At 60.0% G+C, this 26,833-nt stretch carries 24 protein-coding genes; all 24 read left to right on the top strand.

Translation table 11 applies throughout. The features are described from left to right. Position 1 precedes the first annotated feature (1 nt). Positions 2 to 2,098, top strand: coding sequence for an NADH-quinone oxidoreductase subunit NuoG (nuoG, locus tag HYP802_RS0116550; protein ID WP_024276163.1), 2,097 nt, complete (start codon positions 2 to 4; stop codon positions 2,096 to 2,098). Positions 2,099 to 2,104: 6 nt separating this feature from the next. After that, entirely contained in the window at positions 2,105 to 3,190 is a 1,086-nt protein-coding gene (gene nuoH / locus HYP802_RS0116545) for an NADH-quinone oxidoreductase subunit NuoH (protein ID WP_155831254.1), read from the top strand. Next, a complete protein-coding gene (gene nuoI, locus HYP802_RS0116540; RefSeq protein ID WP_024276161.1) occupies positions 3,187 to 3,675 on the top strand; it encodes an NADH-quinone oxidoreductase subunit NuoI in 489 nt (162 codons plus the stop codon). Before nuoH ends, nuoI begins: the two co-directional genes overlap by 4 nt. A 10-nt stretch (positions 3,676 to 3,685) precedes the next feature. Continuing rightward, positions 3,686 to 4,336: an NADH-quinone oxidoreductase subunit J gene (locus HYP802_RS0116535; RefSeq protein WP_013948505.1), complete on the top strand. Its 651-nt coding sequence runs from the start codon at positions 3,686 to 3,688 to the stop codon at positions 4,334 to 4,336. Then, positions 4,333 to 4,641, top strand: a complete 309-nt coding sequence (gene nuoK, locus HYP802_RS0116530) for an NADH-quinone oxidoreductase subunit NuoK (protein WP_013948504.1) — start codon at positions 4,333 to 4,335, stop codon at positions 4,639 to 4,641. The genes HYP802_RS0116535 and nuoK overlap by 4 nt, the downstream gene beginning before the upstream one ends. A gap of 6 nt (positions 4,642 to 4,647) precedes the next feature. Further along, on the top strand, positions 4,648 to 6,606 hold the full coding sequence (gene nuoL, locus HYP802_RS0116525; RefSeq protein WP_013948503.1) for an NADH-quinone oxidoreductase subunit L: 1,959 nt from the start codon (positions 4,648 to 4,650) through the stop codon (positions 6,604 to 6,606). Further along, positions 6,603 to 8,102 carry an NADH-quinone oxidoreductase subunit M gene (locus HYP802_RS0116520; protein ID WP_013948502.1) on the top strand — a complete coding sequence of 500 codons (1,500 nt, stop codon included), beginning with the start codon at positions 6,603 to 6,605 and terminating at the stop codon, positions 8,100 to 8,102. The genes nuoL and HYP802_RS0116520 overlap by 4 nt, the downstream gene beginning before the upstream one ends. Next, complete coding sequence (gene nuoN, locus HYP802_RS0116515) at positions 8,099 to 9,562, top strand: NADH-quinone oxidoreductase subunit NuoN (RefSeq protein ID WP_013948501.1); 1,464 nt, start codon at positions 8,099 to 8,101, stop codon at positions 9,560 to 9,562. The genes HYP802_RS0116520 and nuoN overlap by 4 nt, the downstream gene beginning before the upstream one ends. A gap of 6 nt (positions 9,563 to 9,568) precedes the next feature. Beyond that, on the top strand, positions 9,569 to 10,342 hold the full coding sequence (locus HYP802_RS0116510; RefSeq protein WP_013948500.1) for a biotin--[acetyl-CoA-carboxylase] ligase: 774 nt from the start codon (positions 9,569 to 9,571) through the stop codon (positions 10,340 to 10,342). Further along, positions 10,339 to 12,054, top strand: coding sequence for a ribonuclease J (locus HYP802_RS0116505; RefSeq protein ID WP_013948499.1), 1,716 nt, complete (start codon positions 10,339 to 10,341; stop codon positions 12,052 to 12,054). Before HYP802_RS0116510 ends, HYP802_RS0116505 begins: the two co-directional genes overlap by 4 nt. Positions 12,055 to 12,101: 47 nt before the next feature. Then, positions 12,102 to 12,506, top strand: a complete 405-nt coding sequence (gene mce / locus HYP802_RS0116500; protein WP_013948498.1) for a methylmalonyl-CoA epimerase — start codon at positions 12,102 to 12,104, stop codon at positions 12,504 to 12,506. A 35-nt stretch (positions 12,507 to 12,541) separates the two neighbouring features. Then, the gene (locus HYP802_RS0116495) at positions 12,542 to 12,808 is read left to right on the top strand and encodes a DUF1467 family protein (protein ID WP_013948497.1); all 267 of its coding nucleotides are present in this window, start codon (positions 12,542 to 12,544) and stop codon (positions 12,806 to 12,808) included. Positions 12,809 to 12,982: 174 nt separating this feature from the next. Then, a complete protein-coding gene (gene proS / locus HYP802_RS0116490) occupies positions 12,983 to 14,515 on the top strand; it encodes a proline--tRNA ligase (protein ID WP_013948496.1) in 1,533 nt (510 codons plus the stop codon). 180 nt (positions 14,516 to 14,695) lie between these two features. Next, positions 14,696 to 15,919, top strand: a complete 1,224-nt coding sequence (locus HYP802_RS0116485) for a lipoprotein-releasing ABC transporter permease subunit (RefSeq protein WP_050976792.1) — start codon at positions 14,696 to 14,698, stop codon at positions 15,917 to 15,919. 5 nt (positions 15,920 to 15,924) lie between these two features. Further along, positions 15,925 to 16,635 (top strand): ABC transporter ATP-binding protein, encoded by a 711-nt coding sequence (locus HYP802_RS0116480; protein WP_013948494.1) that lies wholly within the window; start codon positions 15,925 to 15,927, stop codon positions 16,633 to 16,635. A 95-nt stretch (positions 16,636 to 16,730) separates the two neighbouring features. Beyond that, positions 16,731 to 20,276: a DNA polymerase III subunit alpha gene (gene dnaE, locus HYP802_RS0116475; protein ID WP_013948493.1), complete on the top strand. Its 3,546-nt coding sequence runs from the start codon at positions 16,731 to 16,733 to the stop codon at positions 20,274 to 20,276. A 141-nt stretch (positions 20,277 to 20,417) separates the two neighbouring features. Further along, positions 20,418 to 20,663 (top strand): hypothetical protein, encoded by a 246-nt coding sequence (locus HYP802_RS0116470; protein ID WP_013948492.1) that lies wholly within the window; start codon positions 20,418 to 20,420, stop codon positions 20,661 to 20,663. A gap of 106 nt (positions 20,664 to 20,769) precedes the next feature. Then, positions 20,770 to 21,141: a hypothetical protein gene (locus HYP802_RS0116465; protein ID WP_013948490.1), complete on the top strand. Its 372-nt coding sequence runs from the start codon at positions 20,770 to 20,772 to the stop codon at positions 21,139 to 21,141. Positions 21,142 to 21,500: 359 nt separating this feature from the next. Then, a complete protein-coding gene (locus tag HYP802_RS0116460) occupies positions 21,501 to 22,490 on the top strand; it encodes a 30S ribosomal protein S2 (RefSeq protein ID WP_013948488.1) in 990 nt (329 codons plus the stop codon). A gap of 107 nt (positions 22,491 to 22,597) precedes the next feature. Further along, positions 22,598 to 23,551 carry a translation elongation factor Ts gene (tsf, locus tag HYP802_RS0116455; RefSeq protein WP_024276156.1) on the top strand — a complete coding sequence of 318 codons (954 nt, stop codon included), beginning with the start codon at positions 22,598 to 22,600 and terminating at the stop codon, positions 23,549 to 23,551. Between the two features lie 142 nt (positions 23,552 to 23,693). Further along, a complete protein-coding gene (gene pyrH / locus HYP802_RS0116450) occupies positions 23,694 to 24,425 on the top strand; it encodes a UMP kinase (RefSeq protein ID WP_013948486.1) in 732 nt (243 codons plus the stop codon). A gap of 80 nt (positions 24,426 to 24,505) precedes the next feature. Further along, positions 24,506 to 25,069 carry a ribosome recycling factor gene (gene frr / locus HYP802_RS0116445; RefSeq protein WP_013948485.1) on the top strand — a complete coding sequence of 188 codons (564 nt, stop codon included), beginning with the start codon at positions 24,506 to 24,508 and terminating at the stop codon, positions 25,067 to 25,069. A 73-nt stretch (positions 25,070 to 25,142) separates the two neighbouring features. Continuing rightward, positions 25,143 to 25,901, top strand: a complete 759-nt coding sequence (locus HYP802_RS0116440) for an isoprenyl transferase (RefSeq protein WP_013948484.1) — start codon at positions 25,143 to 25,145, stop codon at positions 25,899 to 25,901. 9 nt (positions 25,902 to 25,910) lie between these two features. Further along, positions 25,911 to 26,783, top strand: coding sequence for a phosphatidate cytidylyltransferase (locus HYP802_RS0116435; protein ID WP_013948483.1), 873 nt, complete (start codon positions 25,911 to 25,913; stop codon positions 26,781 to 26,783). Positions 26,784 to 26,833: the final 50 nt, after the last annotated feature.

Raw genomic sequence — 26,833 nt, 5'->3', positions numbered from 1 at the left:
GATGCCAAAGCAACTGATTGTCGACGGCACACCGATCGAGGTCGAGGACGGCACGACCTTGATGCACGCCTGCGAAATGGCGGGTTCTGTCATTCCGCGCTTTTGCTATCACGAACGCTTGTCGATTGCCGGTAACTGCCGCATGTGTCTCGTCGAAGTGCAAGGCTCTCCCAAGCCCGTCGCTTCATGCGCGATGCTCGTCAACGATCTGCCGCCGAACAAGGACGGCTCGCCGAAAGTCGTCAACACTTCGTCCCCAATGGTCAAGAAAGCGCGGGAAGGGGTGATGGAATTTCTTCTCATCAACCATCCGCTTGATTGCCCCATCTGCGACCAGGGTGGCGAATGCGATCTGCAAGATCAGGCGATGGCCTTCGGCATGGGTGGCTCGCGCTACCACGAAAACAAGCGCGCAGTCGAAGAAAAGCATATCGGTCCGCTGATCAAGACGATGATGACGCGCTGCATCCACTGCACGCGCTGCGTCCGCTACATGACGGAAGTCGCGGGCGTCGAAGAGCTTGGCCTCATCGGCCGTGGCGAGGATGCCGAGATCACGACCTATCTCGAACACGGCATCATGTCGGAGATGAGCGCGAACGCCGTCGATCTCTGTCCTGTCGGCGCGCTGACCCACCGTCCGTGGGCGTTTGCCGCGCGGCCCTGGGAAATGGAAGCCGTCGAGACAATCGACGTCATGGATGCCGTCGGCTCCGCCATCGCGGCGGACGTGCGCGGTGCTGCGGTCATGCGCATCCTTCCGCGCAACAACGACGCCGTGAACGAGGAATGGATTTCCGACAAGACGCGGCACGTCTCGGACGGCCTGAAAACGCAGCGTCTCGATCAGCCGTACATCAAGAAGAACGGTCGCTTCATGCCGGCGAGCTGGGATGAAGCGCTGAGCTTGGTCGCAGAGAAATTGAAAGCCGCTCCTGCCGACAAGATCGGCGCCATTGCTGGCGATCTTTCCGGTGCCGAAGAAATGTTCGCACTCAAAGATCTTCTCGCCCGCTTCGGCGCAAAATCGCTCGATTGCCGCCAGTCGGGTGACAAGCTCGATCCCAAGCTCGGCCGCGCCAGCTATCTCTTCAATTCTTCGATCGAAGGCATCGAGCAGACCGATGCCATTCTGCTGATCGGCGCCAATCCGCGCATCGAAGCGACGGTGCTCAATGCCCGCATTCGCAAGCGCTGGCGGTCCGCGCCGACAAAAATTGGCGTCGTTGGCCCGAAGGTCGATCTAGCCTACGGCTACGACTATCTTGGCGCCGGTCCGGATACCTTGGCGGATATCGCCAGCGGCAAGCATCCGTTCGCCGATGTTTTGAAAGCCGCCACCAAGCCGATGGTCATCGTTGGCGAAGGCGCATTCGCGCGGCCCGAGGGGCTTGCAGTGCTGTCGCTTGCAGCACGCATTCTCCTTGCCGCTTCGGCCGGAAAAGAAGCGAGCTGGAACGGCTTCAATGTCCTGCACACCGCCGCGGCGCGTGTCGCCGGCCTCGACTTGGGCTTCGTGCCCGCCAAGGGCGGCAAGGACACCGCAGGCATTCTCGGATCGGAGACCGAGTTTCTCTATCTTCTCGGCGCCGACGAGTGCGATCTTTCCAAGCTCAGCCCGAAAGCCTTTGTCGTCTATCAGGGCACACACGGGGACAAAGGCGCAGAGCGCGCTGACGTCATTCTGCCGGGCGCGGCGTACACGGAAAAGAACGCGACCTACGTCAACACCGAAGGCCGCGTGCAGCAGACGGCAAAAGCTGTCTTCCCGCCGGGCAACGCCAAGGAGGATTGGACAATCCTCCGCGCCCTGTCGCAGCGCGCCGGCGCCACGCTTCCCTATGACAACATCAAGGAGCTGCGCGCCGCCATGTACCGCGCGAGCCCGCAACTTGCCGCCCTCGACACGGTCGAGACGCGCGCCGTCTCAGGTTTGGAGACGCTCGCCAAGCTGACCGGCCAAGCATCTTCCGAGCCGTTCGCTCCAGCGATAGCTGATTTCTATCTCACGAACCCGATCGCACGTGCCTCGGCCGTGATGGCAGGAATGAGCGCGCTTAAAGCTTCGAAGACGCAGCAACTCAAGGCAGCGGAGTAGGGACGGATGCTCGAATCGCTGCAGACCTTCATGACGGACTACGGCTGGAACATTCTGGCGCTGATCGGCTTCTCGCTGCTCATGCTCGTGGTCCTGCTGGTCATCATCGCATTCCTGTTGCTCATGGATCGCAAGGTCTGGGCCGCCGTGCAGATGCGGCGCGGGCCGAACGTCGTCGGCCCCTTCGGCTTGTTGCAGTCGTTCGCCGATCTTCTGAAATTCGTCCTGAAAGAACCGATCATTCCTGCCGGTTCCGACAAAGGCGTGTTCCTGCTCGCGCCGCTGGCGACAGCTGTGTTCGCACTCGCGTCTTGGGCCGTCATCCCCGTGAACGAGGGCAGCTTTTTCGGACTTGCCTCCGGCAGGTGGGTAATTTCCGACATGAACGTCGGAATTCTCTACCTCACGGCCATCTCGTCGCTCGGTGTCTACGGCATCATCATGGGCGGCTGGGCGTCGAACTCGAAGTATCCCTTCATGGGCAGCTTGCGCTCGGCAGCGCAGATGGTCTCGTATGAAGTTTCGATCGGCTTCGTGATCGTCTGCGTGATCCTTTGTGTCGGCTCGCTCAACGTCACCGATATCGTCAATGCGCAGAAGGCCGGTATCGGCACGCGCCTTGGCCTGACCAATTCGTTCCTCGACTGGCACTGGTTGCCGCTGTTCCCGATGTTCGTCGTCTTCTTCATCTCGGCGCTGGCTGAAACGAACCGGCCGCCTTTCGACCTCGTCGAAGCGGAATCGGAACTCGTCGCGGGCTTTATGGTCGAATATTCCTCGACGCCCTATCTTCTCTATATGCTCGGCGAGTACGTCGCGATCACCACCATGTGTGCGCTGACGACGATCCTGTTCCTCGGTGGTTGGCTGCCACCGCTCGATATCTGGCCGCTTAATGCTGTGCCCGGTATCCTCTGGTTTCTGATCAAAGTCGTGCTGGTCTTCTTCATGTTCGCCATGGTGAAGGCAATGGTGCCGCGGTACCGCTATGACCAGTTGATGCGCCTCGGCTGGAAAGTGTTCCTGCCGCTGTCGCTCGTCATGGTCATCCTCACGGCCGCCGTGCTGCAATTCGGAGGCTTCCTCTCATGAACATGGCGCAAGGCGTAAAGTCTCTGTTCCTGACCGAGTTCGTCTCGGCGTTCTTCCTGACGATGCGCTACTTCTTCTCGCCGAAGAAGACGCTGAACTACCCTTATGAGAAAGGCCCGCTGTCGCCCCGCTTTCGCGGCGAGCACGCGCTCCGCCGCTATCCGAACGGCGAGGAACGCTGCATTGCCTGCAAGCTCTGCGAAGCGATCTGCCCGGCGCAGGCAATCACCATCGAAGCCGGCCCCCGCCGCAACGACGGCACGCGCCGCACGACGCGCTACGACATCGACATGACCAAGTGCATCTACTGCGGCCTCTGCCAGGAAGCCTGCCCAGTCGATGCTATCGTCGAAGGCCCGAACTTCGAGTTCGCGACAGAGACGCGTGAGGAGCTTTTCTACGACAAGGAAAGGCTGCTCTCGAACGGCGACCGCTGGGAACGCGAGATCGCCAAGAACATCGCGCTCGACGCGAAATATCGGTGAGGGAAGAGAAATGGCATCGGCTCTCTTCTTTTATATCTTCGCGGTTCTCGCCGTAGCATCGGGCGCGATGGTCATCCTGACAAAGAACCCGGTTCATGCCGTGTTGTTCCTGATCCTCGCCTTCTTCAATGCCGCCGGGCTCTTTGTTCTCCTGAATGCCGAGTTTCTGGCGATGCTGCTCGTCATCGTCTACGTCGGCGCAGTGTCGGTGCTGTTCCTCTTCGTTGTGATGATGCTCGACGTCGACTTTGCGGAACTGAAAGCCGGCTTCATCAAGAACGCCGGCGTCGGTGCGGTCGTCGGCGGCATCGTTCTCGCTGAAATTCTGGCGCTCGTCGGCTATCGCGGTTTGACGGCTGCATCGTCTCTGAACATCGCTTCGCCGGTCCCCGCCGCAAATTCCGGCATCACCAACACGCAGGCGCTCGGCGAGATCCTCTACACGAAGTACGTCTACTTCTTCGAGGGCGCGAGCTTGATCCTGTTTGTAGCAATGATCGGCGCCATCGTGCTGACCTTGAAGCATCGCGTTGCCGTGAAGCGCCAATCGATCGCCGCCCAGGTCGCGCGCGGACCCAAAACAGGGCTTGAAGTCATCAAGGTTCCGAGCGGCGGCTCCGTCATCCCGCCCGCTGCAAAGCATCCGGAGGCAGCCGAATGACCATCGGTCTTGGACATTACCTCGTCGTTGCCGCGTGCTTGTTTACGCTCGGCATCTTCGGCATCTTCCTCAACCGCAAGAACGTCATCGTGATCTTGCTGTCGATCGAGTTGATGCTGCTGGCGGTCAACATCAACCTTGTGGCGTTTTCTCACTTCAACGGCGACCTCGTCGGCCAGGTCTTTGCGCTCTTCGTGCTGACGGTCGCCGCCGCTGAATCTGCCATCGGTCTTGCGATCATGGTCGTCTACTTCCGCAACCGCGGTTCGATCGCGGTCGAAGACATCAACATGATGAAGGGGTGAGGCGGGATGATCTACGCCGCCATCGTATTCCTGCCGCTCGCAGGCGCGCTCATTGCGGGCTTTTTCGGTCGCGCTATTGGCCCACGGCCGTGCGAGATCATCACAACCTCGTTCCTGATGATCGCCGCCGTGCTCTCGTGGATTGTCTTCTTCCAGATCGCGCTAGGCCATCAGACGGGCGAGATCACGCTGATGCGCTGGATCACATCCGGCGAACTCGACATCTCGTGGGCTTTGAAGATCGATACGCTGACGGCTGTCATGCTCGTCGTCGTGACGACCGTCTCGTCTCTCGTGCATCTCTATTCGATCGGCTATATGCACGAAGATGACGCGCGCCCTCGCTTCTTCGCGTATCTGTCGCTCTTCACCTTCGCGATGCTGATGCTGGTGACGAGCAACAACCTCGTGCAGATGTTCTTCGGCTGGGAAGGCGTCGGCCTCGCGTCTTATCTGCTCATTGGCTTCTGGTACACGAAACCGTCGGCGTGTGCTGCGGCCATCAAAGCCTTCGTCGTCAACCGTGTCGGCGACTTCGGGTTCTCGCTCGGCATCTTTGCCCTGTTCTTCGTCTTCCATACGGTCAACTTCGATACGCTCTTCAGCGCTGTGCCGACGGCGGTCGGCAAGACGTTCAACTTTGCGGGCCACGACGTCGACATCCTGACGACGATTTCGCTGCTGCTGTTCATGGGCGCGATGGGCAAGTCAGCGCAGTTCCTGCTGCACACATGGCTGCCGGATGCCATGGAAGGCCCAACGCCGGTGTCTGCTCTCATCCACGCCGCGACGATGGTGACCGCGGGCGTCTTCATGGTCGCGCGCCTGTCGCCGGTCTTCGAGCACGCGCCCGACGCCCTGGCATTCGTTACGCTTATCGGTTCGATCACGGCGTTCTTCGCGGCGACCGTCGGCCTCGTACAGAACGACATCAAGCGCGTCATCGCCTATTCGACGTGTTCGCAGCTCGGCTACATGTTCGTGGCGTGCGGCATTGGCGCGTATGGCGCCGGCATCTTCCATCTCTTCACGCACGCCTTCTTCAAGGCGTTGTTGTTCCTCGGGGCAGGCTCCGTCATCCACGCCATGCACCACGAGCAGGACATGCGCGTGATGGGTGGTCTTCGCAAGAAGATCCCGTGGACATTTGCCGCCATGCTGATCGGCACCTTTGCGTTGACGGGCGTCGGCATTCCGCATCTCACCGGCTTTGCAGGCTTCTATTCCAAAGACGCTATCATCGAAGCGTCCTACGCTGCGGCGACACCGAACAACTACGCCTTCTGGGCGCTCGTCATCGCGGCGGTGTTCACGTCATTCTATTCTTGGCGGCTCGTCTTCATGACTTTCTACGGCGACACCCGCGCCGATCACCATACCTATGACCACGCCCACGAAAGCCCACCCGTGATGATGATCCCGCTCGCTGTGCTGTCGATCGGCGCGGCATTCGCCGGCATCGTCTTCACATCGTATTTCATCGGTCATGATCAGAAAGAGTTCTGGGGCGCTGCGATCTTTACCGGCGAGCACAACCACATCCTGCACGAGATGCACGACGTGCCGGAATGGGTCAGCTACTCGTCGTTTATCGCGATGATCTTCGGCTTCGTCGTTGCCTGGGTTTATTACATCGGCGCCCCATGGTTGCCGGCGGCGTCGGCGCGCATGTTCAAGCCGCTCTACCTGTTCCTGTTGAACAAGTGGTACTTCGACGAGCTCTACAACTTCATCTTCGTGAAGCCGGCCTTCGCGCTCGGCCGCTTGCTCTGGAAAGGCGGCGACGGAACGATCATTGACGGCGCGATCGACGGTACGGCGGAAGGCGTCGTCCGCGTCACCGACCGGGTCGTCAAACTGCAGACCGGCTACATGTATCACTACGCCTTCGCGATGCTGATCGGTGTCGCCGCCATCCTGACATGGCTGACGTACAACGGGCTCTTCGGCGGGGTGCTCAAATGAGCAACATTCTCTCGGTCACGATTTTCCTACCGCTCATCGGCGCGGTGCTGATCGCGACGCAAAACGCTGAAGCGAAGGGAAATGCGCGCTGGATCGCGCTTTGGACGACGCTCGTCACCTTCGCCGTGTCGCTGCTCATTTGGATCAACTTCGACAGCTCGTCGGCCGGCTTTCAATTCGTTGAGGAATACAACTGGCTCGGCCCGCTGAAATACAAGATGGGCGTCGACGGCATCTCGATGCTGTTCGTGATCCTGACGACCTTCCTGATGCCGCTCTGCATCCTGGCGAGCTGGCAATCGGTTCAGGTCCGCGTCAAAGAATACATGATCGCGTTTCTCATCCTTGAAACGATGATGCTCGGAGTGTTCTGCGCGCTCGATCTCGTCCTCTTCTATCTCTTCTTCGAGGGCGGCCTCATCCCGATGTTCGTCATCATCGGCGTCTGGGGCGGTAAGCGCCGCGTGTACGCGAGCTTCAAGTTCTTTCTGTATACGCTGCTCGGCTCGGTGCTGATGCTGCTCGCCATGATGGCGATGTACTGGCACGCCGGTACGACCGACATCCCGACGCTGCTGCAGACGAAGTTCCCGCCTGAAATGCAGTGGTGGCTGTGGATCGCGTTTTTTGCGTCGTTCGCCGTCAAGATGCCGATGTGGCCGGTCCACACGTGGCTTCCCGATGCTCACGTCGAAGCACCAACGGCAGGCTCCGTCATTCTCGCTGGCATTCTTTTGAAGATGGGCGGCTACGGCTTCCTGCGCTTCTCGCTGCCGATGTTCCCGAACGCATCTGCCGATCTCGCGCCCTTCGTCTTCACGCTCTCGATCGTGGCGATTGTCTACACCTCGCTCGTCGCGCTCGTTCAGGAAGATATGAAAAAGCTGATCGCCTATTCGTCGGTCGCGCACATGGGCTACGTGACGATGGGCATCTTCTCGGCGACCCAGCAGGGCGTTGACGGCGCCATCTTCCAGATGCTCTCGCATGGCATCGTCTCGTCGGCTCTCTTCCTGTGCGTCGGCGTCATCTACGACCGCATGCACACCCGCGAGATCGCAGCCTATGGTGGCCTCGTTGAGCGCATGCCGAAATACGCCTTCGCCTTCATGGTTTTCACGATGGCGAATATCGGCCTGCCCGGCACCAGCGGCTTCATTGGTGAATTCCTGACGCTGCTCGCCGCCTTCCGCGCCAACACTTGGGTGGCGATCATCGGCGCGACAGGCATGATCTTGTCGGCGGCCTATGCGCTTTATCTCTATCGCCGCGTGATCTTCGGAGCGCTGGAGAAGGCCAATCTCAAGAGCATCCTCGATTTGTCGCCGCGTGAGGTTGCGATCCTGGCGCCGCTCATCCTGCTCACCATTTTCTATGGCGTGTATCCGTCGCCGGTCCTGGACGTGACGGCGACGTCGGTGAAGAACCTAGTCGAGAATTATCAGTCGGCCCAGGCAACGGCGGCTGCATCGCTGACGACGCGAGGATACCAATGATCGATAGTACGGTCCTGCAAGTCGTCCTGCCCGAGCTCATCCTCGCGCTTGGCGCCATCGCGCTGCTGATGGTCGGCGTTTTCATGAAGAACGGCGAAGCGGCTGGCCGCGTCGTCTCGTGGCTGGCCATCGGCCTGCTGGTCGTCGTCGCCATCGCTGTCTTCGAGCAAGGCGGCTCCGCAACGGTATTCAACGGAGCGTTCGTTTCCGACAGCTTCACGCGCTTCCTGAAGATCGTCATTCTCGTCGGCGCGGCGCTGACGCTGCTGATGACATTCGACAACTTCACGCGCGCGAAGCTGCTGTTGTTTGAATATCCGGTGCTGGTGCTGCTGGCGACGCTCGGCATGCTGATGATGGTTTCGGCGAATGACCTCATCGCGCTCTATCTTGGACTCGAATTGCAATCGCTGGCGCTTTACGTCGTGGCCGCCTTCAACCGCGACGATGTCCGGTCGAGCGAGGCGGGTCTGAAGTATTTCGTGCTCGGCGCGCTGTCGTCAGGCATGCTGCTCTATGGCGCTTCGATCCTGTACGGCGTCACTGGCTCGACGAGCTACGCGTCGATTGCATCCGCTGCTGGCTTGCCGGAAATGGCGACGAACGTCGGCCTGACGTTCGGCCTCGTTTTTGTGCTTGTCGGCATCGCTTTCAAAATCGCTGCCGTGCCCTTCCATATGTGGACACCCGACGTCTATCAGGGCTCCCCGACGCCGGTGACCGCCTTCTTCGCCGGCGCGCCGAAAATCGCTGCAATGGCACTCCTGCTGCGCTTCACGCAAGCCGCAATGCCCGCAGCCGCGCCGCAATGGCAGCAGATCGTCATCTTCCTGTCGATAGCGTCTATGGCGCTTGGCGCGTTCGCAGCCATCGGTCAGACCAACATCAAGCGGCTCCTCGCCTATTCGTCGATCGGCCATGTCGGCTTCTCGCTGGTGGGCCTCGCCGCCAACAGCCCCGAGGGAACGAGCGGCGTACTGATCTATCTCGCGATCTACGTCGCCATGACGCTCGGCGCCTTCGCCTGCGTCCTGTCGATGCGCCGTGGCGACCGCTACGTCGAAAGCATTTCAGATCTGGCCGGTCTCGCGCGCTCTGATCTGACGTTCGCGACGATCTTGGCGATTTTGATGTTCTCGTTCGCAGGCATTCCGCCGCTCGCGGGCTTCTGGGCGAAGTGGTACGTGTTCCTTCCGGCCATCAAGGCAGGGCTCTATCCGCTCTCGGTCATCGGCATGGTTTCGAGCGTTATCAGCGCCTACTATTACCTGCGCATCGTGAAGGTCATGTTCTTCGACGAACCGGCCGAGGCCTTCTCACCGCGCGAAGGTCGAACCTCCGCTGTCATGGCGCTGTCGGCTGTTTTCGCGGCGGCGTTCGTGCTGCCGTTCGTCGGTGGTTCCATCGTTGACGCTGCCACGGCCGCCGCCTCAGTCCTGGTGTCGGCGCATCCGCTTTAACGACTGATGGATGAAGTCCCACCGCCGCGAATCGTCCACGTCGCCGAGACCGGCTCGACGAACGCCGACGCTACGCGCTTAGGGCTGGCGGGTGAACCGCTGCCCCTCTGGGTCATCGCCGACGTCCAGACTGGGGGTAGGGGGCGTTCCGGGCGACAGTGGGTCTCCCAGACGGGCAATCTTCACGCCAGCTTGGCCTTTCGTTGCACTGCGCCGATGGAAAAAGCGGGCCAATTGTCACTTCTGGCAGGAATTTCAGTCATAGACGCCATTCGAGCGACAATGGATCTTGCTTCGGAGGCCGAACTTCGCCTCAAATGGCCGAACGACATTTTGATTGGGTTTGCCAAAGCCGGTGGAATTCTGGTCGAGAGCACGTCGTTACGGGAAGGCTCCGGCTTTTTAGCTATTTTGGGTTTTGGATTGAATCTTGTGACTTTTCCGGACGCGCTTGGGCGCGCTGCTACTGCACTCGGCCATTTCGGTCGACCACCTGAACCGCGTGCCTTGCTCGACGTCCTGTCGGAACGCGTTTTCTATTGGTTGGATCGCTGGAACGCCGGATCGAATTTTGCTGCGATCCGGGAGGCCTGGATCGAACGCGCCGGTCCGCTCGGCGAGCTGATCACGATCAATACAACCCAGGGTCCCGTCTCCGGGACATATCAGGGACTGGCGGAAACCGGTGCTCTGCTGGCCGAGGTCGGCGGCGCCGTCAGGGAAGTCAACTACGGTGACGTTGCCTTGGTCGGCGAAGTCGCGCGCGATGGGGATTCATGAGCGAACGTCCGACGTCATCCCCATCCTCCGGAAAGTTTAATTCAGACGAACTCGTATTCATGGCGCTTGGCGGTCTCGGTGAGATCGGCATGAACGTCTATCTGTACGGCTTCGGTCCACCGCGCGCGCGCTCGTGGCTGATGGTCGATCTCGGCGTGACGTTCCCGCACGAGGGCGAACCCGGCGCCGACGTCATATTGCCTGATCTCCGCTTTATCGTCCCTGAACGGAAGAATATCGCCGGTCTCGTGCTGACCCACGCGCACGAAGATCACATCGGCGCCGTCATCGACCTGTGGCCTTCGCTGGAATGCCCAATCTTCGCAACACCGTTCACGGCAGGAATGCTGAAGACGAAAGCCGGCGAGTTCGGCGGCTCCGTTTCGCTTCCGATCAAAGAGGTGCCGCTCGGCGGCAGGTTCAAGGCGGGCGCTTTCGATATCGAACTCGTAAGCCTCACGCATTCGATCCCTGAGCCCAACGGGCTCGCGATCCGGACGCCTGCGGGCCTCGTATTCCATACCGGCGACTGGAAGCTCGATCCGACGCCCGTCGTCGGCCGTCCACACGATGCCGCTAAGCTGCAATCCCTGGGCGATGAAGGCGTGCTCGCACTTGTCGGCGATTCCACGAATGCTATGCGCGAAGGGCGCTCGGCCTCGGAAGAGGACGTCGCCAAAACGCTGAAAAAGCTGATCGCCGATGCGCCGCGCTGTGTCGCCGTCACGCTCTTTGCCTCGAATGTCGCCCGCGTTGCTTCGATTGCGGCCGCGGCTCAAGCAGCCGGGCGCTCGCTGGTTGTCGCAGGGCGCGCTTTGCATCGGATCATCGAAGTTGCGATTGAGACCGGCTACTTGCCGCCGAACTTCACGTATCTGGACCAGCAGCGCTTTTCGGACCTGTCGCGCAATAAAGTCGTCGTGCTGTGTACCGGCAGCCAGGGTGAGCCGCGCGCCGCCATCGCGCGTATCGCCGAGGACGAGCATCCGGACATTTCACTGGATAAGGGCGATCTCGTCATCTTCTCGTCGCGCACCATTCCGGGCAACGAACGCGCCGTCTCGCGCGTGCAGAATGCTTTGGCGCGACTCGGTACCGAAATCGTCACCGACGCCGAAGCGCTCGTGCACGTCACCGGCCATCCCCGTCGCGACGAACTGAGAGATATGTATTCCTGGCTTCGCCCGAAGATTGCCGTCCCGATGCACGGCGAAGCGCGGCATCTCAGGGAACACGCCAAGCTCGCGCGCGCTTGCGGCGCCGAGCAGACGTTTACCATTGTTGATGGCGAAATCCTGAAGCTTTGGCCGGAGCCGGTTTCTGTCATCGACGAGGCGCCTGTCGGCCGGCTCTATCGCGACGGCAATCTCATCGTGCCGGACGTCGAAGGGCCGGTGAAGGCGCGTCGCAAGCTATCGTTCGTTGGCATCGCCGTCGTTGCGATGGCGTTGTCCCGCCGTGGCGAAATTCTGAGTGAACCCGGCGTCGTGCTCGAAGGCATTCCGGCCGCGGACCGAGACGGTGACTCGATGCGCGAGATCGTGCTCGATGCCATCGATGGCACGCTCCGCTCCATTCCGCCAAAGCGGCGGGCTGACCACGGCATGGTCCAGGAAGCCGTTCAAAGGGCTGTGCGCTCGGCCATTAACGAAGCCTGGGGCAAGAAGCCTGTTGTCAAAGTGCTCCTCTCCGTGGTGGATGGCAGGGGCTGAAGTCTCGAAACTTCGCCAAATCTCAATCCCACATCGGAGAACGGAGCATGATCGGACGCCTGAACCACGTTGCCATCGCGGTCAAGGACCTCGAAAAGGCCTCGGGCGTCTATAAGAACGCTCTGGGAGCCAAAGTCGGCGCGCCAATGGAGCAGCCTGAGCACGGCGTCAAAGTCGTGTTTATCGAGCTTCCGAACACCAAGATTGAGCTTTTGGAGCCGCTCGGTGAAGCTTCGCCTATCGCGAAATTTCTCGAAAAATCTCCTGACGGCGGTATCCACCATGTGTGCTATGAAGTGGACGACATCATTGCCGCGCGTGACCAGTTGAAGGCCCAGGGTGCGCGCGTGCTCGGCGACGGAACTCCGAAGATCGGCGCGCACGGCAAGCCCGTGCTGTTCCTGCATCCGAAGGACTTCTGCGGCACCCTCGTCGAGCTGGAACAGGTGTAAACCGAGCCTCTGGCTCTAGTTCGAAGGGTCTCGTTATGCGAACCTCGATCGCCGTCGCCACGTTCTTTTGCCTGTGGTTCATCACGCTTTTTACGGTCCTGCCGTTCTTCGCAAAAACACAGGGTGAAGCGGGCGACGTCGTGCCCGGCACACCCGAAAGCGCGCCCCACAGAATCAACCCGTTACGGGTCTTCCTCGTGAATACGGTCGTGACGTGCGTGGTATTCGCGATCGTTTACGTGGTCGCTGCAAAGGTCGACCTTTTGCAGATCTCAACAGGCCTCATTCGCGTCGGCAACTAGGCGGCGAACCCGTCCGGCGGCCCTCAAGCGCAAATTTCGCACATAATTCCACCAATTTGGGGCCTGCACCTGCGCGACGTGTTGCAAGCGGCATTCCAAGCGGCTATGCGCGCTGATCCCTAGAATAGGCGGGGCCCGCGGCTATGGGTCCGCCAGAAGCATAAAGTCGATACGATGAGCAAGCGCGCGCTTCCCATTTCCCGCGAGGAGAACTTCCCCGAGTGGTATCAAGCCGTTGTCCGTGACGGCGACATGGCCGAGACGAGCCCTGTCCGCGGCTGCATGATCATCAAGCCATGGGGCTGGGGCGTGTGGGAGCGTATCCAGGCCGATCTCGATGCTCGCATCAAAGAGACGGGGCACGACAACTGCTATTTCCCGCTCTTCATCCCGATGAGCTTCATCGCCAAGGAAGCCGAGCACGTCGAAGGCTTTGCCAAGGAAATGGCGGTTGTCACCCATCACCGCCTGAAGAACGAAGACGGCAAGCTCGTCGTCGATCCCGACGCCAAGCTGGAAGAACCGCTGATCGTCCGTCCGACGTCGGAAACCATCATCGGCGACGCGTTTCAGCGCTGGGTGAAAAGCTATCGCGATCTTCCGCTACTGATCAATCAATGGGCCAACGTCGTCCGCTGGGAAATGCGCACGCGTCTGTTCCTACGCACGGCAGAATTCCTCTGGCAGGAAGGTCATACCGCTCACGCCGACCGCGACGATGCCGTTACTGAAACGCTGAAGATGTTGGAGGTCTATCGCACCTTCGCCGAAGACGTTCTCGCGATGCCGGTTGTGGCTGGCGAAAAACCGCCGAATGAGCGTTTTCCCGGCGCCGACAACACCTATTCCATCGAAGCCATGATGCAGGACGGCAAGGCGCTGCAAGCCGGTACGTCGCATTATCTCGGTACGCACTTCGCCGAAGCGCAGAACATCCAGTTCCAGAATGCGCAAGGCCAACTGACCTATTGCCATACGACGAGCTGGGGCGTGTCGACCCGTCTCATCGGTGGTGTGATCATGACCCACGGCGACGACGATGGCCTTCGCTTACCGCCGATGATCGCGCCGCGCCAGATCATCATTGTCCCGATGCTACGCGAAAAGCCGGAAGACGCCGCGCTCATCGAATATTGCGCTTCAATTGAGAAAGACCTGAAGGCTGCCGGCATCCGCACCCTTGTCGATCTGAAGCCCATCAAGTCGGCCGAGAAGCGTTGGAACTGGGTCCGCCGCGGCGCCCCAGTCATCGTCGAGGTCGGCGGCCGTGACGCCAGCGGCGGCAACGTCACGTTCATGCGCCGCGATCGCCTGCGCGATGGCGACAAGGTCATCTCGACCACCATGTCGCGCGACGAGTTCGTCGCCGGGGCCTCGGCACTTCTCAAGGATATTCAAGGCACTCTGTTTGCCGAAGCCAAGGCGCGGCTCGACGGCAACATCATCACCAACATGACGACGTTCGACGAGCTGGCTGACTATTTCGGGCCTGGCGAGGGCGAAGACGAGGCGGGCGCCTTCAAAGGCTGGGTCCGTGTCCCGTGGTCGCGCCCTGATGGCGAGATCCTGGAAGGAATTGCAGATCGCCTGAAGGCTCTGAAGCTTACGATTCGCAATGCGCCTCTGGTTCAAGACGCGCCCGCAAGTAAATGTTTCTTCACGGGAGAACCGGCGAAAGAGTATGTGCTTATCGCCCGCGCATACTAAAACGGCCGCAATGCGGTGAGATGGCCTTAACTGCGACACAGGGAGCTGCGATGCGGCGCGCAATGGGGCAACGACAGTGAGGGCACGATGACAGTTTCAGCGCACGGTGGGGTGTCCGCTGGAGTGCCCGCCGACCAAGGGGCCATAAGCGGGACGGCGCCGTTTTCCGCTTTCGAGTGGATGATCGCGGGCCGCTACCTCCGCGCGCGCCGCAAGGAGGGCTTCATCTCGGTCATCGCCGGGTTCTCCTTTCTCGGCATCATGCTCGGCGTCGCCACGCTGATTATCGTGATGGCGGTGATGAACGGCTTCCGACACGACCTGTTCTCCAAGATCATGGGCCTGAACGGCCACGTCATCGTGCAGAAGATCGGCGAGCGCTTCACCGATTATGACGCAGTCGCTGAGCGGATCAGCAAAGTGCCTGGCGTCAAAATCGCAATGCCGGTGATCGAAGGCCAGGTCATGGTTTCCTCCAGCACCCAGGCGCTTGGCGGACTCGTGCGCGGTCTGCGCGAAAGCGACCTCAAATCCTTGAAGCTCGTTTCCGGCAATATGCGCGCCGGAACGCTCGATGGCTTCGACAGCCAGCACGGCATCGCAATGGGCGTGCGCCTTGCCAACCAGCTTCACGTTGGCCTGGGCGATATGGTCACGCTCGTGTCGCCGCGTGGCGCCTCGACTCCCTTCGGCACCGCGCCGCGATCTAAAGCCTATCAAATCACCTCGATCTTCGAACTCGGCATGTCGGAATACGACCGCATGATGATTTTCATGCCGCTGGCCGAAGCGCAGAAGTATTTCTCAAAGACGGGCGAGACCGACGTCGTCGAAGTGGTTGTCGACAATCCTGAGGACGTCGATCACTACGACGATCTGATCAAGAACGCGGGCGGTCCGACGATCGCTGTAAATGACTGGCGTCAGCGCAACGAGACGTTCTTCAACGTGCTCTCGGTTGAGCGCAACGTCATGTTCATTATCCTGTCGCTGATCGTGCTGGTTGCGGCGTTGAACATCATCTCCGGCCTGATGATGCTCGTGAAAGACAAGGGCCGTGACATCGCCATTCTAAGAACGATGGGCGCCACCAAAGGCGCAGTGATGCGCATATTCCTGATAACCGGCGCATCGATCGGCATCGTCGGCACGCTCGCCGGTCTCATCATCGGTGTGCTCTTCTGCTGGAATATCGAGAGCATCAAGAACTTCGTCTCGTGGGTTTCAGGCACGACCGTATTCGACCCGAGCGTCTATTATCTGACGAAGCTTCCAGCTGAGATCGATTTCCATGAAACCGGCGGTATCGTCGTGATGGCGCTCGTACTCTCGGTCATCGCGACGCTCTATCCGTCGTGGAAGGCATCGAAGCTCGATCCCGTCGAAGCCTTGCGGTATGAGTAGGGCGCATGGAAAACAAACCGATCGCACCAATTCTGCAGCTTGAGGGCGTCACGCGTTCTTTCCGCCAAGGCGAGAAGGAAGTCGTCGTCTTGCGCGGCGTCGATGCCGTGCTTTGGCCGGGTCAGGCCGTGGCGCTCGTCGGGCCCTCCGGCGCGGGCAAGTCGACGCTGCTGCACATCACGGGCCTACTTGAATCGCCGTCGAGCGGTCGGGTCGTCATCAACGGACGCGACTGCGCCACGATGACAGAAGCCGAGCGCACACGTCTGCGCCGCAAGGAAATCGGCTTCGTCTATCAGTTCCACCAGTTGCTTCCCGAGTTCAGCGCGCTGGAAAACGTCGTCATTCCGCAGCTCATTCTTGGCAAAAGCCGCAAGGCCGCCGAAGCCCATGCAAATGAACTTCTTGCGGGCGTCGGACTTGCGCAGCGTGCGGAGCATCGTCCGGCCGAGTTGTCCGGCGGTGAGCAGCAGCGCACTGCCATCTGCCGTGGCTTGGCGAATAGCCCCCGCCTTCTGCTGGCCGACGAGCCGACCGGTAATCTCGATCCGCACACCTCCGACCACGTTTTCGTGCAACTCGTTGACGTCATCCGCCGCCAGGGCGTTGCAGCCTTGATCGCGACCCACAATATGGAACTGGCGGCGCGCATGGACCGCGTGTTGCAAGTCCAGGAAGGCCAGCTGATCGAAATTTCGCTGTCCAAAACGCGTTAAGGCGCTAAATGGCCTTCGATGCGAGCCAAACGGGTTGTTTTTGCCCAGTATTTTTGCGTCGAGACAGCCGCGTTTGAAGCGCGCAAAATAGGCTTATGAACGCTCCGATTCGCCCCGCTCCGCACGCGCCCAAATTCATTCACCTGAAGGTCCATTCGGCTTATTCGCTGCTCGAAGGCGCGTTGCCGATTACCAAGCTCGCCAAGCTCGCGACGGCGATGAACCTTCCCGCGATCGGCCTCACCGATACGAACAATCTTTTCGGCGCGCTTGAGTTCTCCGAGAAAATCTGGGGCGCCGGTGTGCAGCCCATCGTCGGCACGACGCTCGATATTGATTTCGGCGATAACCGCGACAACGGCCCGATGGCATTGCGAGCCATGAGCAACGAGCCGCGCGTGAAGCCTGCGGGCAAGCTCGCGCTGCTGGCCATGAACGCCGACGGCTTTGCGAACCTCATGAAGCTGTCGAAGGCACTGAATTTTGAAGCGGCGCCGGACGAGCCTGCGCATGTGAAGATCGCGCGGCTCGAAGAATTGTCCGCCGGATTGATCGCGCTGACAGGTGGTCCGCAAGGTCCGATCGACACCGCTTTGCGCAACGCTCAGCCCGATCACGCCGCCGAGAGGCTCGCGACGCTTGAGAAGATATTCGGCGATCGCCTCTACGTCGAAATTCAGCGGCACGGTCTTGCCGAAGAAGTCGAAGTCGAGCCACAACTACTCGAACTCGCGTATGCGCGGCGCTTGCCGATTGTCGCGACCAACGAATGCTATTTCGCCGCCCGCGCCGATTACGAAGCGCATGACGCGCTGCTGTGCATCGCCGACGGTCGCTACGTGGTCGAAGACGATCGACGCCGCGCCAGCCCCGAGCACTATCTCAAGACCGAAGAAGAGATGGCGTCTCTGTTCGCAGATCTCCCCGAAGCGTTGGCGAATACAGTTGAAATCGCCATCCGCTGCGCATTCCGGCCCGAGGGCAAAAAGCCGATCCTTCCGCGTTTCGTTGCGGGCGACGACAGCCAGAGCGAAATCGAGAATTTCCGTCTCGAAGCCGCGGAAATGAAACGGCAAGCCATCGAAGGCTTGAAACGTCGCCTCGAAGCGCACGGGCCATCGCCAGGCTTCACGGTCGAAGACTACGAAAAGCGCCTCGCTTACGAGGTCGACGTCATCACGCAGATGAAGTTTCCCGGCTACTTTCTCATCGTGGCCGACTTCATCAAATGGTCGAAAGCCAACGGCGTGCCGGTCGGACCGGGCCGCGGTTCGGGCGCGGGTTCTCTCGTCGCTTATGCGCTGACGATCACCGATCTGGATCCGTTGCGCTTCGGCTTGCTGTTCGAGCGTTTTCTCAATCCCGAACGTATTTCGATGCCGGACTTCGACGTCGACTTCTGCCAGGAAAAGCGCGACCGCGTCATCGACTACGTGCAGAAGAAATACGGCGACGACCGCGTCGCCCAGATCATCACACACGGTAAGCTGCAGGCGCGCGCCGTGCTGCGCGACGTTGGCCGCGTGCTACAGATGCCGTATGGCCAGGTCGATCGGCTCTGCAAGCTCGTGCCGAACAACCCAGCCAATCCCGTCACGTTGCGCGAAGCCATCGACGGCGAACCGAAATTGCAGGAAGAGCGCGACAGCGAACCGATCGTCGCGCGCTTACTCGAAATCGCCGAAAAGCTCGAAGGCCTTTATCGCCACGCCTCGACGCACGCCGCCGGTATGGTTATCGGCGACCGTCCGCTCGAAGAGTTGGTGCCGCTCTACCGCGATCCGAAATCGAACTTCCCCATCACGCAATACAACTGGAAAATGGTTGAAGCGGCGGGTCTCGTGAAGTTCGACTTCTTGGGTCTCAAGACGCTCACCGTGCTCGAAAAAGCCGTGCAGTTGATCAAGCGCGTGCGCGGCATCACCGTCGACTTGCCGAGTTTGCCGCTCGACGACAAGCCCGCTTATGAAATGCTGGCCAAGGCCGATACGGCCGGCGTGTTCCAGCTTGAAAGTACGGGCATGCGCGAAAGCTTGAAGCGGCTGAAGCCCGACCGCTTCGAGGACATCATCGCCATGGTGGCGCTCTATCGCCCCGGCCCGATGGATAACATCCCGACCTACATCAACCGCAAGCACGGCGAGGAGCCGGTCGACTACCTGCATCCGATGCTCGAAGGTATTCTAAAAGAGACCTACGGCGTCATCATCTACCAGGAGCAGGTCATTCAGATCGCGCAGGTGATGGGCGGCTACACGCTTGGTCAAGCCGACATGCTTCGCCGCGCGATGGGTAAAAAAGACAAGGCCGAAATGGCGAAGCAGCAAGCGCGCTTCGTCGAAGGCGCTGTCAGCAAGGGCGTGAAAAAAGAAGAAGCGATCTATATCTTCGAACTCGTCGATAAGTTCGCAGGCTACGGCTTCAACAAATCGCACGCTGCAGCGTATGCGCTCGTCAGCTATCACACAGCCTATTTGAAGGCGAACTTCCGTGAGGAATTCTTCGCCGCGTCCATGACGCTCGATATGGGCAACACGGATAAGCTCGCGATGTTTGCGTCCGAAGCGCGCAAATCCGGTATTCGCATGCTTCCGCCGTGCGTAAACAATTCCGGCGTGGATTTCGGCGTTGAACCGCCGTCGGGAGATTCCAAGCTTGGTTCGATCCGTTATTCGCTCGCCGCATTGAAGAATATCGGGGCGAGTGCCGTCGAGACGATCGTCAGCGAGCGAAACTCCGGCGGCCTTTATGAATCACTCGCCGACTTCGCGTCGCGCGTCGACGCCAAGGCACTGAACAAGCGCGCTCTCGAAACGCTCGCCAAGGGCGGCGCGTTCGACTCGTTGAATTCCAATCGCGCACTCGTTGCTGCCAACGCTGATACCATTCTGGCGTCTGCGCAGCGCCGCACCGCCGATGAAGCGCAGGGCACGACCGATCTTTTCGGCACTGCCGGGAAGCCCGCAGATCTCGTTCTGCGCGCGACGCAGTCGTGGACCGCGATGGAGAAGCTATCGGAAGAGTTCCAAGCCATCGGCTTTTATCTCTCCGGCCATCCGCTCGATCAGTACGATCGCGTATTGAAGAAGCTTGGCATCAAGAAATTCAGTGAGTTCGAAATGCTCGTGCAGCGCGGCGCGACGGCCGGACGCCTTGCCGGCATCGTCATCGCCGCCCGCGAGCGCCGCTCGCAGAAAGGCAACAAATTCGCCTTTGCTACGTTCTCCGACGCGACGGGCCAATTCGAAGCGGTCATATTTTCCGATACGCTCGCAACCAGTCGCGATCTTCTGGAGCCAGGCACGCCGGTGATCGTTTCAGTCGAAGCCGAACGCGATGGCGAGACGATGAAAATGCGCGTGCAATCCATTGAGGAACTCGACAAGGCTGCGTCGGCAGTTCCCCGCAATCTCAAACTTGTTCTCGATCGAAAGTCGGTCGTGGCTAATGCTGCGCCGGTTTCGGACGTCAGCAAATATTTACGCCCGAATGCGCGTGGCGGCGAAATTCGCATTGTATTGCCGCTCGAAGATCGCAATCGCGAAATGGAATTTATCCTCGCGGGGCGGTACGACGTTTCTCCTCGCGAAGCAATTCGCATTGAAGCGCTGCCAATTGTGGCGGAAATAATCGAAATCTAATACCGCTGGTTGCTGGCGCAAAAGTTACACTCAATTCGCGGAATATTTTTCGTCATCACCGACGGTTTTTTTGTGCGCTAAGCGTTAGGGGTTCAAGACGTGAGAGACCGCGTCTTTCTTTGAAGAAGATAGGAGCCTCTAATGAAAAAGAGCTTGATCGCAGCAGCTGTTGCCGCTGCCGTCACCCTCGGCGCTTTTGGCGGCGCTGCAAATGCAGGTGTCGCCGGCGCAAACCTCAACGGGATTGGCGTGCACGCGGATAAAACCGCCGTCGAGCACGTCTATTACAAGAAGCGCTATTACAAGCATCGGCACTACAAGCACCGCAAGTGGGTTTGCCGTTGGCATCACGGCCACCGCAAGTGCTACTGGCGCTATTGGCGCTAAGTGACGTTGCGCTTTTAGTCGAAGGCAGCGGCACAACGCTGCCTTCTTCTGACACAGTTTCAGTGCATAGCTCCGCACCCCGAGCTAGCCAAAAACGAGGCAAGAGATGTCAAAATTCCACGCCGCTTTGATTGCTGCTTTGCTGCTTGCTCCCGCCGCTACCGTGGCTCGCGCCGCTGACGACGATAAAGAGCCGCCAAAATTGAGCGCAGCTGATATCAAGAAAAATCTCGAAGCCGTTGCCTCCGATCCCGCAAAGGTGAAAGCCTATTGCGCGATGACCAAGAAAATGGACGAGGTCGGCGACGACGAAAAAAAGGCGCAAGCCGCTAGCGACGAAATCGACGGGTATTTCAAAACGCTGGGTGAGGATTTCGAGAACGCCTGGGACGATGGCCAGGACGCCAAGGACGACTCGCCAGAAGCCAAGGCGATGGACGACGCCGTCACACTGCTCGATTCCAAGTGCAGCAAGTAAGCCGTCGACGCCACGCGTCTCGTCCCGTGCGCGGAGGGGGCGGAAGCACTAGCCGCATATCCCCTTAATCCATAATTCGGCGCGCCACGATCCGCTCATCAAGACGGCGGCCGTGGCGCGCGTTCGAGGCCGGGTAGGGGATGCCCGGGAAGCAGTCGATACAAGTCTAGGCCGCAGCCTAGGCTTGCGCAAAAAGCCGATCCCCCGTATACAGCCGCCATCTCACACGCGAGACATTTGCGCCATGCGGATGAAAAGCCCCGCATCGTGCTCCGGTGGAGAAATGATAAGCCCATAAAAAGGCTTGCAAATCTCTTCTCAAGTCTCGCGGAGGTCTAACCGGAAAAGGAAACGTTTCGATGGCACTTCCTGCCTTCAACATGCGTCAGCTATTGGAAGCTGGCGTTCACTTCGGCCACCAGGCTCACCGCTGGAACCCCAAGATGGCGCCGTTCATCTATGGGTCGCGCAACAAAATCCACATCCTCGATCTGACACAGACGGTGCCGTTGCTGCACCAGGCGCTGCTGAAGGTTTCCGACACCGTCGCCGGTGGCGGTCGCGTTCTCTTCGTGGCGACGAAGCGTCAGGCGTCGGATGGCATTGCTGACGCAGCCAAGCGCAGCGCCCAGTACTTCATCAACCATCGTTGGCTCGGCGGCACGCTGACCAACTGGAAGACGGTTTCGCAGTCGATCCGCCGCCTTCGCCAGCTTGACGACATCTTGGCCGATCCGCAGGGCCGCACGAAGAAGGAAATCCTGAACCTGACGCGCGAGCGCGACAAGCTCAACCAGTCGCTCGGTGGCATCAAGGACATGGGCGGCACGCCCGACCTGCTCGTTGTGATCGATACCAACAAGGAATCGATCGCCATCCAGGAAGCGCGCAAGCTCAACATCCCGATCGTCGCGATCGTCGATACGAACTGCGATCCGGACGGCATCGATTACCCGGTTCCGGGCAACGACGACGCCGGCCGCGCCATCACGCTCTATTGCGATCTGATGGCACGCGCTGCGCTCGACGGTCTGGAGCGTTCGCAGGGTTCTGCTGGCGTTGACGTTGGTGCCTCCGAGACGCCACCGGCCGAGGAACTGCCGAAGGTTACCTTCAAGGGCATCGAAGCGCCGCGTGGCGAGGCCGACGATCTCAAGCGCATCACCGGTATCACGCCGAAGATCGAGCAGCGCCTCAACGATGCGGGCGTCTACCACTTCTGGCAGATCGCCGATCTCGACAACGATTACGCCGAGGCGCTCGATCGCCAGCTGAAGCTCAAAGGCCAGATCGCCAGCGAAAACTGGGTTGCCCAGGCCAAGAAGCTCGTCGAAGCCGCCAGCGTTTAATGCGCGTTGGCAATTCGACACAAAACTGACGCGCGTTTGAAGCGCGAACGTGAATGAACTTTGATGAGGCGCCCGCCGGGGCGCCTCGAACCTCATAGGTGACAGGAATGACAACGATCACCGCCGCAGACGTGAAAAAGCTGCGCGACATGACCGGCGCCGGTATGATGGACTGCAAGACCGCGCTGACCGAAACGAATGGCGACATCGAAGCCGCCGTTGATTGGCTGCGTAAGAAGGGCCTGTCGAAGGCTGCGAAGAAATCGGGCCGTATCGCCGCCGATGGTCTCATCGGCATCGTCGCCAAGGGCCGTGAAGGCGCCGTCGTCGAGGTCAACTCGGAAACCGACTTCGTTGCCCGCAACGAGCAGTTCCAGACGCTGGTCCGTGATATCGCAGGCCTCGCACCTGCAGCGAAGGGCGACCTCAAGGCGCTCCTCGATGCGAATTATCCGGGCACCAAAAACACCGTCGAAGTCCAGCTTCAGGAAGCCGTCGCAACGATCGGCGAAAACATGACGCTGCGCCGCACGGCGGCCGTTGCGGTGAAGGAAGGCGTCGTCGCTGACTACGTCCACAACCGCGTCGCAGACGGCCTCGGCAAGATCGGCGTGCTCGTTGCGCTCGAGAGCGCGGGCGATGAGCCGACGCTGTTCGATTTCGCCCGCAAAATCGCTATGCATGTGGCAGCTTCGCCGACCACGCTCGTCGTCAACGAGAGTGACCTTTCCAAAGAGGCGATCGACCGCGAAAGGGCGGTCTACGTCGAGCAGGCGAAGGCCGAGCCGCGCAACGCCGGTAAGTCGGATGACATTCTGGCCAAAGCCAGCGAGGGCCGGCTGCGCAAGGAATTCATCGGTACGGTTGTGCTCATGAACCAGGCGTTCCTGATTGGCGACGGCAAGGCGACGGTCGCGCAGGCCGTTAAAGAAGCCGAGAAGGCCTGCGGTGCGCCGATCAAGGTCGCAGGCTTCATCCGCTACGCGCTCGGCGAAGGTATCGACAAGAAGGAAGAAGATTTCGGCGAGGAAGTCCGCAAGCTGGCAAGCGGCGGTCGCTGAGATCGGCAAGGTCGAGTTCAGGGTCAACGGACGCCCGCTGGCCGGAATCGCCCGAGCAGGTTAGGTATCAACCGGCCGATCCCCCGTGATCGGCCGGTTTTTCGTATTATGGTGGCTTTGGTGCCGATCGGGAGACAACGGAATGGCGGACGCGCAGGGTCTTAAATACAAGCGGCTGCTGCTGAAGCTTTCCGGCGAAGCTCTGATGGGTAAGCAGCCCTACGGCATCGACATGAGCGTTGCCGAGCGGTTGTCGAAAGACATTGCGGATGCTGTTGCGGCAGGGGCCGAAATTGCGGTCGTCATCGGCGGCGGCAATATTTTCCGCGGCCTTTCCGGCGCGGCGAAAGGCATGGACCGCGCGACCGCCGACTACATGGGCATGCTCGCGACAGTCATGAACGCCTTGGCGTTCCAAAATTCGCTTGATCGTCTTGGCGTCCCCGCCCGCGTGCTCTCGGCGATCCCCATGCAGACGGTCTGTGAAAGCTACGTGCGCCCCAAGGCGCTGGCTTATCTCGCTCGCCGACAGGTTGTCGTCTTCGCGGCAGGCACCGGAAATCCGTTCTTCACTACCGATACGGCAGCCGTTCTGCGGGGCATTGAGATGAATTGCGACGCCGTCATCAAGGCCACCCAGGTGGACGGCGTTTACTCTGCCGATCCCAAAAAACACAAGGATGCAGTACGTTATGACCGGCTCAGTTATTCCGAAGTTTTAGCGAATGATCTCAAAGTGATGGACGGAGCGGCCATTGCCCTTGCCCGGGATAACGGACTTCCGCTAATTGTGGTTTCCATCGAAGAACCGGGAAATCTCTTGAAGGCGCTGCGCGGCGAGGCTCGCCAGACCCTCATTGAAGGAACCGGCTGAAGGCCGCTCGATGCCGATCTGCGCCGCGTTTCGAGCGGGGCGCTGCTGTCCGGTTTTTGCGCGCCGGGAAGGAATAGGAAATGTCTCAGGCTGTTCACGACATCAAAGAAATTGAAAAGCGCATGCGCGCTTCGATCGACGCTCTGAAGCGCGAGTTTACTGGCCTTCGCACGGGGCGTGCGCACGCCAATCTCCTCGATCCCGTACAGGTGATGGTTTATGGCTCGCGGATGCCGCTTAATCAGGTTGCAACCGTTTCGGTTCCCGAACCTCGCATGATTACGGTTCAGGTTTGGGATCGCAGCAACGTCATTGCCGTCGATAAGGCAATCCGTGAAGCTAACCTCGGCCTCAATCCCATCACCGACGGCCAGATCCTCCGTCTGCCGATTCCCGCGCTGACAACCGATCGCCGCCAGGAACTCGTCAAGCTCGCCCACAAGTATGCCGAGCAGACGAAGGTTTCGGTTCGCAATGTTCGGCGCGAAGCCATGGATCTTCTCAAGAAACTTGAGAAGGACGGCAAAATGAGCCAGGACGAACAACGGGGAAACTCGGATAAGGTCCAAGAGCTCACCGATCGCCTCATCAAGGAGGTCGACTCGACGCTCGCTACTAAAGAGGCCGAAATTCAAAAAGTCTGATGGCCACGGTCGTTTTGCTGGCTTGAAGTTGTCTGAAGATATGTGAGATCTCAATCCCAGAGGCCGTTTGACATTGGCGCCACCAGCGAAGCCGACAGACGAGCGGACCGGCCCTGTAACGCCGCCGAAGCACGTTGCCATTATCATGGATGGCAACGGTCGCTGGGCGCGCGAGAGGGGATTGCCGAGAACGCTCGGTCATCGTCAGGGCGTCGAAGCCGTCCGCCGTGCCGTGCGCGCCGCAATCGAGCTGCAAATCACATATCTCACGATCTTCAGCTTCTCCTCTGAGAACTGGAAACGTCCGATCGACGAAATCGACGATCTGATGGGGCTGATGAAACGCTTCATCCGGCGCGATCTTGCCGATCTGCATAAGTCGGGCGTTTGCATTCGGGTCATCGGTCAGCGTTTGCACGTCGACAGCGAACTGATGACCCTGATCGACGAAGCCGTCGAATTGACCCGCAATAACGACAAGCTGACGCTCGTTATCGCTTTCAACTACGGCTCGCGCTCGGAGATTGCAGGCGCCGCGCGCAAGCTTGCCGAACAGGTCGCCGCGGGCCTGCTGGATCCGGCCGACATCACCGTCGAACGCATGGCGAATGCGCTCGATACTTCTGGCATTCCGGACCCCGATCTTCTGATCCGCACGTCCGGCGAAATGCGTCTTTCGAACTTTCTATTGTGGCAGACCGCCTACTCAGAGTTCGTCTTTCTCGACTGCTACTGGCCGGATTTCGACAAGACGGCATTTGAAAACGCCATTGCGGAATTTCGCTCCCGCGAGCGCCGTTTCGGCGGCTTGACCAAGCGCTCGATGGCCTGAGGATTGGCAATGCCATCAGAAAATCCGGACGGCCAGCAGCGTTTTCTTGGCGGCTTGTTCGACTTTATCCCCGCTGAATTGCGCCTGCGGATCGTCTCTGGTGTCGCCATTGGCGCCATTGCCTTCACCATGCTGTATTGGAGCCCAGGCGCCTTCGCGCTGCTGACCTTTCTGGTCGCTGCGGCGATGAGCTGGGAGTGGGGCCGGATTGTCAGGGGGCCGATGCCGGATAGCGGGTTGATCGTCCATGTGCTGGCGGTATTGGCTGCCGCTATGCTGACGGCCCGAGACATGGCCGGAATGGCCATCGTCTCAGCCGTTGTCGGCGCCGTCGCCGTTGCGGCATTGGCGGCCGGTTCCGATCGGGCGCGGCTGTCAGGAGCGGGCGTGCTTTACACCGCGCTGCCGGTCGTCGCGCTCGGATGGCTGCGAAGCGATGAGCCTCTGGGCTTTCTCGCCACGTTGTTCGTTGTTCTCGCTGTGGCCGTAACCGACGTCGCAGCATTTGCCGCCGGACGCACCATCGGAGGGCCGAAACTCTGGCCCCAGGTCTCACCGAACAAGACCTGGTCCGGTTTGATCGGTGGCATCGCGGCTGCGGCTGCGGTGGGCGCGCTGTTCTCGGTCGTGTCCGGTACGGGCGGCGCGATTTGGCTCGCAAGCCTCGGGCTGGCGGTCGGTTTGGTGTCGCAGTGGGGCGATTTGGCTGAATCGGCACTAAAGCGCCATTTCGGCCTGAAAGATTCTGGTGGCTTGATTCCCGGCCATGGCGGTTTCATGGACCGTATGGATGGGCTTGTGACAGCCAGCGTTGCGGCCGCGCTCATCGGCTTTTCAATTGATGCGTTCGCGCCGGCGCGAGCGCTTTTATACGGATCATAATAATGGCACTGACCGCAAGCGTTCCGAACCGGTTGCCCGATCGCGCCACG

Origin of the sequence: Hyphomicrobium sp. 802, assembly GCF_000526135.1 — a bacterium.
In the GTDB taxonomy this organism is placed as follows: Bacteria; Pseudomonadota; Alphaproteobacteria; order Rhizobiales; family Hyphomicrobiaceae; genus Hyphomicrobium_B.
This window is presented reverse-complemented; position numbering and strand designations above follow the sequence as displayed.

Excerpts from the sequence above, each read along its gene's own strand:
- nuoG (WP_024276163.1), top strand. The coding sequence starts at position 2 with ATGCCAAAGCAACTGATTGTCGACGGCACACCGATCGAGGTCGAGGAC.
- nuoH (WP_155831254.1), top strand. The coding sequence starts at position 2,105 with ATGCTCGAATCGCTGCAGACCTTCATGACGGACTACGGCTGGAACATT.
- nuoI (WP_024276161.1), top strand. The coding sequence starts at position 3,187 with ATGAACATGGCGCAAGGCGTAAAGTCTCTGTTCCTGACCGAGTTCGTC.
- HYP802_RS0116535 (WP_013948505.1), top strand. The coding sequence starts at position 3,686 with ATGGCATCGGCTCTCTTCTTTTATATCTTCGCGGTTCTCGCCGTAGCA.
- nuoK (WP_013948504.1), top strand. The coding sequence starts at position 4,333 with ATGACCATCGGTCTTGGACATTACCTCGTCGTTGCCGCGTGCTTGTTT.
- nuoL (WP_013948503.1), top strand. The coding sequence starts at position 4,648 with ATGATCTACGCCGCCATCGTATTCCTGCCGCTCGCAGGCGCGCTCATT.
- HYP802_RS0116520 (WP_013948502.1), top strand. The coding sequence starts at position 6,603 with ATGAGCAACATTCTCTCGGTCACGATTTTCCTACCGCTCATCGGCGCG.
- nuoN (WP_013948501.1), top strand. The coding sequence starts at position 8,099 with ATGATCGATAGTACGGTCCTGCAAGTCGTCCTGCCCGAGCTCATCCTC.
- HYP802_RS0116510 (WP_013948500.1), top strand. The coding sequence starts at position 9,569 with ATGGATGAAGTCCCACCGCCGCGAATCGTCCACGTCGCCGAGACCGGC.
- HYP802_RS0116505 (WP_013948499.1), top strand. The coding sequence starts at position 10,339 with ATGAGCGAACGTCCGACGTCATCCCCATCCTCCGGAAAGTTTAATTCA.
- mce (WP_013948498.1), top strand. The coding sequence starts at position 12,102 with ATGATCGGACGCCTGAACCACGTTGCCATCGCGGTCAAGGACCTCGAA.
- HYP802_RS0116495 (WP_013948497.1), top strand. The coding sequence starts at position 12,542 with ATGCGAACCTCGATCGCCGTCGCCACGTTCTTTTGCCTGTGGTTCATC.
- proS (WP_013948496.1), top strand. The coding sequence starts at position 12,983 with ATGAGCAAGCGCGCGCTTCCCATTTCCCGCGAGGAGAACTTCCCCGAG.
- HYP802_RS0116485 (WP_050976792.1), top strand. The coding sequence starts at position 14,696 with ATGATCGCGGGCCGCTACCTCCGCGCGCGCCGCAAGGAGGGCTTCATC.
- HYP802_RS0116480 (WP_013948494.1), top strand. The coding sequence starts at position 15,925 with ATGGAAAACAAACCGATCGCACCAATTCTGCAGCTTGAGGGCGTCACG.
- dnaE (WP_013948493.1), top strand. The coding sequence starts at position 16,731 with ATGAACGCTCCGATTCGCCCCGCTCCGCACGCGCCCAAATTCATTCAC.
- HYP802_RS0116470 (WP_013948492.1), top strand. The coding sequence starts at position 20,418 with ATGAAAAAGAGCTTGATCGCAGCAGCTGTTGCCGCTGCCGTCACCCTC.
- HYP802_RS0116465 (WP_013948490.1), top strand. The coding sequence starts at position 20,770 with ATGTCAAAATTCCACGCCGCTTTGATTGCTGCTTTGCTGCTTGCTCCC.
- HYP802_RS0116460 (WP_013948488.1), top strand. The coding sequence starts at position 21,501 with ATGGCACTTCCTGCCTTCAACATGCGTCAGCTATTGGAAGCTGGCGTT.
- tsf (WP_024276156.1), top strand. The coding sequence starts at position 22,598 with ATGACAACGATCACCGCCGCAGACGTGAAAAAGCTGCGCGACATGACC.
- pyrH (WP_013948486.1), top strand. The coding sequence starts at position 23,694 with ATGGCGGACGCGCAGGGTCTTAAATACAAGCGGCTGCTGCTGAAGCTT.
- frr (WP_013948485.1), top strand. The coding sequence starts at position 24,506 with ATGTCTCAGGCTGTTCACGACATCAAAGAAATTGAAAAGCGCATGCGC.
- HYP802_RS0116435 (WP_013948483.1), top strand. The coding sequence starts at position 25,911 with ATGCCATCAGAAAATCCGGACGGCCAGCAGCGTTTTCTTGGCGGCTTG.